Source organism: Actinomadura sp. GC306 (assembly GCF_004348665.1).
Lineage (GTDB): Bacteria > Actinomycetota > Actinomycetes > Streptosporangiales > Streptosporangiaceae > Spirillospora.
On sequence record NZ_SMKM01000045.1, the window covers coordinates 21,611 to 30,592 of the forward strand.

Below are 8,982 nucleotides of genomic sequence, written 5' to 3' on the forward strand. Positions count from 1 at the left end.
CGTGAGACGGGCGCTCGCCGGGCTCACCACGCGCGGGCGGTCCTTCGTGGCCGCCGGCGCGACCGCCGTCGTGTGCGCGTTCGTCCTCGGCGAGCGCGACCTGCTGCGCGCCGGGGTGCTGGTGCTCGTGCTGCCGCTGCTGTGCACGCTGGCGGTGGCGCGGACCCGCTACCGGCTGGCGTGCGCGCGGCGGCTGGACCCGCCGCGGCTGCCGGTCGGCCACGAGGCCCGCGTCGACCTGCGGCTGGAGAACGTGTCGCGGCTGCCGAGCGGGCTGCTGATGGTGGAGGACCGGGTGCCGTACGCGCTCGGGGGCCGGGCGCGGTTCGTGCTGGACCGGATCGAGCCGCACGGCAAGCGCGAGCTCGGCTACCGGATCCGCTCCGACGTGCGCGGGCGCTACCGGGTGGGGCCGCTGACGGTGCGGCTGGCCGACCCGTTCGGGATGGTCGAGCTGCTCCGCTCGTTCAGCCTGTCCGACACCCTGACGGTGACGCCCGCGATCGTCCCGCTGCCGTCCGAGCGGCTGTCGGGGGCGTGGACGGGCGGCGGCGACAGCATCGCCGGGGCGGTGTCCGCGGCGGGCGAGGACGACGTGATCCCGCGCGAGTACCGGCACGGCGACGACCTGCGCCGCGTGCACTGGCGGTCCACCGCCCGGCACGGGGAGCTGATGGTCCGGCGGGAGGAGCAGCACTTCCGGAGCAGCGGGACGCTGTTCCTCGACACCCGCCGCGCCGCGCACTGGGGCGACGGCGTCGCCGGCTCGTTCGAGCAGGCCGTGTCGGCCGCCGCGTCGATCGGGGTGCACCTCGTCCGGGCGGGGCTGCACCTGCGCTTCGTCACCGACGCCGGCGAGACGCTGCCGGCCGCGTCCGCCGACGGCGGGTTCGAGGGGCTTCTGCTGGACACGCTGGCGGTGGTGCGCCGGTCCAAGGGCGCGTCGCTGACGGCGGGCCTGGCGGCGCTGCGCGGCCGGACGGGCCAGGCGAAGGACGCGGACGGGCTGGTCATCGCGGTGTTCGGCGCCCTGTCGGCCGAGGAGGCCCGCTCGGTCGCGGCGGCGCGGCGCGGCGCCGGGACCTGCGTCGCGGTCCTGGTCGAGGGATACGGGCACGCGGGGCACGCGGCTCGGTCAGGCGGCGTGGCGGGCGGCGGCGCGGACGGCCCGGCCTCCGCGGAGACGGCGGCGGGGCTGCTGCGCGCGAGCGGCTGGCGCGTGGTGGCCATACGGTCGGCGGCCGACCTGCCCGGGGTGTGGGCGCAGGCCGGCCGGGCCGGTGAGGACTTCGTCAGGGACGGCGCATGAGAATCCGCATGACGGTCATGGCGGGGCTGGCGACGCTCGCCGGCTCGGTCGGCCTCTACCCGCTGTTCGAGGAGCACGGCTGGTTCGCCGCGGGGCTCGGGGCGGTGCTCGCCGTCGCGGGCGGCGGGCTGCTGTCGCGGCGGCTGCGGCTGCCCGCCGTGTGCAACGCGCTGTTCGGCCTGCTCGCACTGCTCGTCTACCTGAACGTGGCGTACGTGGCCGACGCGGCGTGGCTGGGGTTCGTCCCCTCGCCGGAGTCGCTGAGCCGGCTCGTCTCGCTCAACGAGGCCGGCTGGCAGGCCGCCAACCGGTACGCGGCGCCCGTCCCGCTGCTGCCGGGCATCTCGCTGATGGCCGCGGCCGGGATCGGGCTGGTCGCCGTCCTGGTCGACCTGCTGGCGGTGCGGCTGCGCCGTACCGCCCCGGCCGGGCTGCCGCTGCTGGCCATGTACAGCGTGCCCGCCGCGGTCCGCGAGGACGGCGTGAGCTGGCTGGCGTTCGGCGTCGGCGCGCTGGGGTTCCTGGGGCTGCTGATGGCGGACGCCCGCGAGCAGGTCGGCGGCTGGGGCCGGACGGTGACGACCCACCGGCGGCAGCGCGAGGTCCCGCTGGCGGGCGCCGAGCCCCGCCCGGAGGAGACCGCCACCCGCCTCGACGCGGCGGCGCTGGCGGCGAGCGGCCGCCGGATCGCGGCCGCCGCGGTGGCCGTCGCGGTGGTGGTGCCCGCGGCCGTGCCGGGCCTGCAGCCGCGCGGCCTGCTCGACCTCGGCGGCGGCTCCGGCGACGGGACCCAGACCGTCACGACGCCCGACCCGCTGGTCAGCCTGAAGCGGGAGCTGACCCGGCTCGACGACTCGGTCGTCCTCACCTACCGGACCGACGACCGGCAGGCGCCCGACTACCTGCGCCTGTACGCCCTCGACCGGTTCGACGGCGACCGGTGGACCTACAGCCCCCTGCAGAGCAGTTCCCGGGACCGGCTGACCGGCGACGAGCTCCCGGACCCGCCGGGCCTGACCGTCGCCTCCTCCCGGGAGGTGACGACCCGGGTCGAGGTTCGGCCCGAGGTCAAGAACATGACCTTCCTGCCGGTGCCGTACGCGCCGTCCAGGGTGTCGATCAAAGGCGACTGGCGGGTGCACGACCCTTCCCTGATGGTCTACTCGCTGCGCGACTCCGCGGGCGGGCGCTCCTATACCGTGCAGAGCCGGCGCGCGCAGCCGACGTCCGCGCAGCTCGCCCGCGCCGGCGGCTACCCCGCCGAGGTCGTCGCCCACTACACCGCGGTGCCGCGGAACATCCCCCGCCAGGTCAGGGACCTCGCGGAGAACGTCACCGCCGGGTCGGCGACCGCGCACGCGCAGGCCGTGAAGCTGCAGCGCTGGTTCAACCAGACCGGCGGGTTCGCCTACGACCTGTCCGCGCCGGCGCCGCAGCACGGCAGCGACCTGGTCGACTTCCTGCTGCACAGCAAGCGCGGCTACTGCGAGCAGTTCGCCGCGTCGATGGCGCTGCTGGCCCGGATCATCGGCATCCCGTCCCGGGTGGCGATGGGCTACACGCCGGGCTCGGAGGTCCGGCCGGGCCAGTGGGTCGTCCGGTCCCGCGACGCGCACGCGTGGCCGGAGCTGTACTTCCAGGGCACCGGGTGGGTGCGGTTCGAGCCGACCCCGGCGGGCGCGGCCGGGCAGGGCACCGCCGACGCCCCCGGCTACAGCCTTCCGGAGACCACCGGGGGCGGCGGGCCGGAGAGCCGGGCCGAGTCGGCGCCGGAGGCGGCGGCGCCCGACGAGGAGGAGGCCGCCGAGCCCAGCGCCGCCGCCCGCAACCGCAGCGACACCGGCCCCGAGGGCGCCGCCGGCGCGCAGGAGGACGAGGAGGACGGGTTCTCCGCGGCGCCGTGGCTCGCGGGCGGGCTGCTGGTCCTGCTGCTCATGGCCGTCCCGATGGCGCTGCGGGTGCTGACCCGGCGCCGCCGCTGGGCCGCGCTGACCGCACCGCGCGGGCCGGAGGACGGGTCGCGGCGGCCGTCCCCGCGGCCGCCCGGCGGGGTGTCCGGCGGCGGGTCCGGCGGGCGGGCGCGGACGCCCGACGCGGCGGACGCCGCCCACGCCGCGTGGCGGGAGATGCGCGCCGACGCGCTCGACCACGGCTTCGAATGGCGCTCCAGCGACTCGCCGCGCGCCACCGCCCGCCGGCTCGGCGAGCTGCTGGAGCTCGACCCGGAGGGCGCGCGGGCCCTCGGCCGCATCGCCCGCGCGGAGGAGCTGGCCCGGTACTCGCTGTCGCGCTCCCCCGAGCCGCCGGAGCGGCTGCGCGCGGACGTCCGCACCGTCCGGGACGCGTTCGCCGCGGCGGTGGGCCGCCGGGCGCGGCTGCGGGCCCGGCTGCTCCCGCCGTCCACGGTGGAGCAGACCCGGGAGACGCTGCGGTCGGCCACCGACCGGGTGCTCGAAGCGGCCACGCGCGTGAACGAGCTGCCCGCCCGCCTCCGCCGCAGGTGAGCCCCCGGGCGTGAGCCGCCCCGGGGTGAGCACCACCCCGGGCGTGAGCCGCCCGGAGGCGAGCACCGTCCCGGGCGTGAGCCGCCCGGAGGCGAGCACCGTCCCGGGCGTGAGCCGCCTCGGGCCTTGGCCATTCCGGGCCTGAGCCACCCCGGGGGTGAGCACCGTCCCGTTCAGGGGTTCCGCGGGGAGGCTCCCCGGGCACACGAACGCCCCGGTTCCGCGCGGGGGGCCGTGCGGGACCGGGACGTTCGGCGGTCCGGAGAGGTCAGTCGCCCTCGGTGCGGCGGCGCCAGCGCTCTTCCATGCGCTCCATGAAGCCCGACTTGGCGGGCTTGGCCTGCCGGCCGCCCCCGCCTCCCGGGCCGGGCGGCGGGGCGGGCTCGTTCCCGATGCCCGTCATCCGCTTCCAGCTCGTCAGCGCCCAGACGCAGCAGACCACCATCAGCAGGAAGCCGGTCACGCTGATCGCGATGGTGGCGGTCCCCGCGTTGATCACGAGCCCGGCCATCAGGGCGCAGACGCCGACGACGAAGCCGAGGGCCGCCTTGACGATCCGGCGCTTGTAGTGGATCTGCGGGTTGGTCGAGCGAACCGCGTGAGCGAACTTGGGATCCTCGGCGTACAACGCCGATTCGATCTGTTCGAGCATGCGCTGCTCGTGCTCAGAGAGCGGCACGGCACCTCCCAACGACAGCCCCGCGGCGGGGATTCCGATGCAGGACGCGAACGTCAACGGTGATATGCCCAGAATACGAGCACTGTCGAGCGTACGAAAGCGAACGGCCCGCCGAGGGCCCGGTGCCGGTCACCTCACAGCCTTCTTTCATTGTCTTCCGTCCCTGCCGTCACGTGCGTCACATCGGTCACATCGGCACGCGGGACGAGCGCGGCGGGGCGGACCGCACCGCGGCCGAACCTGTGCGCGACCTGGTCCATGGCTCGCTCGGCCTCACGCCAGCCGCGTTCCGGCTCGTCGAAGGCGAGCTGACGGGGGGCCTCGCCGGCCGGGCCCAGGTTCTCGACCCTGACCCCGACCAACCGGAGACGTACCCCGTCGAGCCCCGCCCCCTCATAGAGGGCGCAGGCTGTGACATAGATCACACGGGCGAGATCGGTCGGCTCGTCCAGCGTCCGCGCCCGGGTGATGGTCTTGAAGTTCGCCATCCGGAGTTTGACGCTCACCGTCCGGCCCGCGTTCCCGCTCTCCCGGAGCCTGGCGCCGACCTTCTCCGCCAGCCGCAGCAGCTCGCGGCGGATGGTCTCCGGGTCGTCGATGTCGGTGTCGAAGGTCTCCTCGGCGCCGATGCTCTTGTCGGGCGTGTGCGGGACGACCTCGCGGGGGTCGCGGCCCCACGCCAGCTCGTACAGGTGGGCGCCCGTCGCGTTGCCCAGCTCGCGCTGGAGCGTGCTGAGCGGCGTCCGCGCGAGCTGCCCGACGGTCCGCAGCCCGATGCGGGTCAGCGCCTGCTCCGTCCGCTCACCGACGCCCCAGAGGGACGCGACGGGAAGCGGGTGCAGGAAGTCGGTGACGCCGTCGGCGGGCACCACGAGCATCCCGTCGGGCTTGCATCGGGTGCTGGCCAGCTTGGCGACGAACTTGGTGCTCGCGACGCCCACCGAGCAGGTGATCCCCTGCTGGTCCCGGACCTGCTCGCGGATCATGGCGGCGATCGCCGCGGGCCGGCCGAGCCGCCGCCGGGCGCCCGCCACGTCGAGGAACGCCTCGTCCAGGGACAGGCCCTCCACCAGCGGCGTGACGGACCGGAAGATCTCGAACACGGCCGCGGACACGCGGGAGTACTTGCCGTGGCTGACCGGCAGGACGACCGCCCGCGGGCACAGCCGGCGCGCCCGGCTCATCGGCATCGCCGAGTGGACGCCGTACCGCCGGGCCTCGTAGGACGCGGCCGCCACCACCCCGCGCGGCCCCGCGCCGCCCACGATGACGGGCCGGCCCCGCAGCTCCGGCCGTTCCAGCAGCTCCACGCTGACGAAGAACGCGTCCATGTCGACGTGCAGGACGGTGCAGCCGGTGTCGTCGGCGGGCGGGCCCGGCTGCGGCCCCGGCCGGTGCAGCTGCTGCTTGCGGCTCACGCGTCACCCGGCCGGTTTGTCGGCCACCAGGTGCAGCTGGGTGGCGAGGTCCCGCAGGACGGGGTGGACGGCCGCGACCGACTCCAGGGCGATGAGCGCGTCGGCCGAGTCGGCGTCGGCGTCCAGCATGCCGCTCGGCACCAGGTCGGCGAAGATCCGCACGCCGTGCAGCTCGGCGACCCGCAGGTGCGCGCCGCGCACCAGCGCCGACAGCGTCTCGCGGGTGAAGCGGCGGGGCATCCGGTCGCCCTCGCCCCACCGCCCGGACGGGTCGGTGAGCACGGCGCGGGCGTCGTCGAAGTGCCCGGACACCGCGCGGTGCAGCGCGGCGGCGACCTGCCCGGCGACCAGCACGCTGACCGAGCCGCCGGGGCGGACGGTGGCGGTCAGCGCCGCCATGGCGGCGGCGGGGTCGTCCACGTACTCCAGGACGCTGTGGCACAGCACCAGGTCGGCGGCGTCGCGGCCGAGCAGGTCGGGCAGGTCGACGGCGTCGCCCTGCATCGCGCGGACGGTGACCCCGGACTCGGCGGCGCGGCGCTCCAGCGCCGCCAGCGCGTCGGGGTTGGCGTCGACCACGGTGACCCGGTGCCCGAGCTCGGCGAGCGGCACGGCGAAGCCGCCGGTGCCGCCGCCGACGTCCACGACCTCGCTCTGCCCGGCCTCCGGGGCGATGCGGTCGAGGACGGTGCGCAGGGCGTCCCACAGGACGGCACTGCGCACGCGGCTGCCGCCCCGCACCCGCTTCTGCTGCCGGCCGGTCACGGCTGCTCCCCTTACGTCGCTCATCGGGCCCAAGCCTAGCCGCCCGCGCCCCCGCGCCGGGGGCCCGGCGACGACGCCGTTACAGAGTGAGCGACGGTTTCAGCTGCTGGAGGCGCGAGAGGAGGCCGTTGACGAACCGGGGGGACTCGTCGGTGGACAGCTCGGTGGCCAGCCCGACCGCCTCGCTGATCGCGACGCCGTCGGGGACGTCGTCCACCCACAGCAGCTCGTAGGCGCCCATCCGCAGGACGTTGCGGTCGACCGCCGGCATCCGCTCCAGCGTCCAGCCCGTGGCGTAGGTCGCGAGCAGCTCGTCGATGCGCTCCCGGTGCTCCTGGACGCCCTCGATCAGCCGGACGGCGTGCGGGTACTCGGCGAGCTCGTCCTGGTTGGGGCGGCCGCGCCCCGCGAGGACCGCGGTCGGCGCCTCCTCCCGCAGCTCCGCCGCGAACAGGATGTCGAGCGCGAGTTTGCGGGCCTTGGTCCGCGCGCTCATCCGCGGCCGAGGTAGTCGCCGGAGCGGGTGTCGACCTTGACCTTCTCGCCGGTGGTGATGAACAGCGGCACCTGGATCTGCGCGCCGGTCTCCAGGGTGGCGGGCTTGCTGCCGCCGGTGGAGCGGTCGCCCTGCAGGCCGGGCTCGGTCTCGGTGATCTCCAGCACGACGGCGGCGGGCAGCTCGACGTACAGGGGCGTGTCGTTGTTGAAGGCGATCGTGGCGTTCTGCTCGGGCAGCAGGTAGTTGGCCGCGTCGCCGACGACGGCGCCCGGGATGTGGGGCTGGTCGTAGGTCTCGGTGTCCATGAAGACGAAGTCCTCGCCCTCGCGGTAGAGGTACTGCATCTCCCGCTTGTCGACGCTGGCCACCTCGACCTTGGTGCCGGCGTTGAAGGTCTTGTCGACCGTCTTGCCGGACAGGACGTTCTTCAGCTTGGTCCGGACGAACGCGCCGCCCTTGCCGGGCTTGACGTGCTGGAACTCCAGGACGGTCCACAGCTGGCCGTCGAGGTTCAGCGTCATGCCGTTCTTCAGGTCGTTCGTCGTCGCCACTGCGTTGTTCTCCCGGTCGCGGGCCCGCGCGCTAGAGCACGAGCAGGTCCTTGGTCGTTGTGGTGAGGAGCTCCGGACCGTCCGCGCGGACCACGAACGTGTCCTCGATGCGGACCCCGCCCCGGCCCGTGAGGTAGACCCCCGGCTCCGCTGTGATCGGAACTCGGTCCATCAGCTTACCGGTCTTGTCGTACCCCAGGAGCGGGGCCTCGTGGATCTCCAGGCCGACGCCGTGCCCGAGCCCGTGGGGGAAGGCGTCGCCGTGCCCGGCGGCCTCGATGACGTCGCGGGCGGCGGCGTCGACCTTCTTGGTGTCCGCGCCGGGGACGGCCGCGTCGAGGCCGGCGCGCTGTGCGCGGTGGACGAGGTCGTACACGTCGCGCTGCCAGCCGGCGGGCCGGCCGATCGCGACGGTGCGGGTCATGTCGGCGTGGTAGCCGCCGTGGCGGGCGCCGAAGTCCATGGTGACGAGGTCGCCGCGGCGGATCTCGCGGTCGCCCGGGTGGTGGTGCGCGATGGCGCCGTTCGGCCCGGACGCGACGATCGAGGCGAACCCGGGAGCCTCGGCGCCGAAGTCCACCATCGTCCGTTCCAGCGCGATGGCGATCTCCCGCTCGGTGCGCCCGGCGCGGATTTCGGGGAGGACGGCCGCGAACGCGCGGTCGGTGATCGCGCATGCCTCGCGCAGGAGCGCGATCTCCTCCTCGTCCTTGACCCGGCGGAGCTCTTCGACCAGGTGACCGAGTACCGCCAGCTCGATCCCGGCCTCATCGGCCTGCTCGCGGAGCTGCGCGTGCTGCTCGACGGTGACGTCGTGGGCCTCGAAGCCGAGCCGGGTATGGCCGTCCTCGCCGGCGCGGGCCACGAGGGCCGCCGCGACCTGCCGGTCGACGATGACGGGCAGTTCCGGGCAGACCTGCGCGGCCATGCCGGCGTACCGCCCGTCGGTCGCGAGCACGGCCGGGCCGGCGGCCGGGACGAGCAGCGCGGCCCGGGAGCTGTCCAGGCCGGTCAGGTAGCGGACGTTGACCAGCCGGGTCACCAGCAGGGCGCCGGCGTCCCGCTCGGCGACCAGCGCGGCGAGCCGCCGCCGCCGGGTGTCGTGCGTCTCCCCCATGGTCAGGACTCTAGGGCACGGCCGGGTCCGCGCCGAGTCCGGCGGGGGCCGCGGCGCCACCGCGGACCCGGCGGACTCGGCGCCATCACAAAACATGAAGAACCCTCGACTTCGCGCCGCGCGCTGCTTTAGCGTGACCG

8 protein-coding genes are annotated in these 8,982 nt (G+C 75.4%); 2 read left to right on the forward strand and 6 right to left on the reverse strand.

What is annotated here, in order from left to right; all coding sequences use genetic code 11:
- Position 1: 1 nt before the first annotated feature.
- Positions 2–1,309 (forward strand): DUF58 domain-containing protein, encoded by a 1,308-nt coding sequence (locus E1200_RS09630; RefSeq protein ID WP_131951479.1) that lies wholly within the window; start codon positions 2–4, stop codon positions 1,307–1,309.
- Positions 1,306–3,813, forward strand: a complete 2,508-nt coding sequence (locus E1200_RS09635) for a DUF3488 and transglutaminase-like domain-containing protein (protein WP_243708443.1) — start codon at positions 1,306–1,308, stop codon at positions 3,811–3,813. The genes E1200_RS09630 and E1200_RS09635 overlap by 4 nt, the downstream gene beginning before the upstream one ends.
- 268 nt (positions 3,814–4,081) lie before the next feature.
- Here E1200_RS09635 and E1200_RS09640 read toward each other — a convergent pair whose 3' ends face one another.
- The 6 genes from E1200_RS09640 to E1200_RS09665 all read right to left on the reverse strand — a co-directional run bounded on the left by E1200_RS09640 (position 4,082) and on the right by E1200_RS09665 (position 8,842).
- A complete protein-coding gene (locus tag E1200_RS09640) occupies positions 4,082–4,492 on the reverse strand; it encodes a DUF3040 domain-containing protein (RefSeq protein ID WP_131951480.1) in 411 nt (136 codons plus the stop codon).
- 134 nt (positions 4,493–4,626) lie between these two features.
- Positions 4,627–5,910 carry a DNA polymerase IV gene (locus tag E1200_RS09645; protein WP_131951481.1) on the reverse strand — a complete coding sequence of 428 codons (1,284 nt, stop codon included), beginning with the start codon at positions 5,908–5,910 and terminating at the stop codon, positions 4,627–4,629.
- Positions 5,911–5,913: 3 nt separating this feature from the next.
- Complete coding sequence (locus E1200_RS09650) at positions 5,914–6,699, reverse strand: methyltransferase domain-containing protein (RefSeq protein WP_131951482.1); 786 nt, start codon at positions 6,697–6,699, stop codon at positions 5,914–5,916.
- Positions 6,700–6,754: 55 nt separating this feature from the next.
- Positions 6,755–7,171 (reverse strand): transcription antitermination factor NusB, encoded by a 417-nt coding sequence (gene nusB, locus E1200_RS09655; RefSeq protein ID WP_131951483.1) that lies wholly within the window; start codon positions 7,169–7,171, stop codon positions 6,755–6,757.
- Positions 7,168–7,725, reverse strand: a complete 558-nt coding sequence (efp, locus tag E1200_RS09660; RefSeq protein ID WP_131951484.1) for an elongation factor P — start codon at positions 7,723–7,725, stop codon at positions 7,168–7,170. The genes nusB and efp overlap by 4 nt, the downstream gene beginning before the upstream one ends.
- Positions 7,726–7,756: 31 nt before the next feature.
- A complete protein-coding gene (locus tag E1200_RS09665; protein ID WP_131951485.1) occupies positions 7,757–8,842 on the reverse strand; it encodes an aminopeptidase P family protein in 1,086 nt (361 codons plus the stop codon).
- Positions 8,843–8,982: the final 140 nt, after the last annotated feature.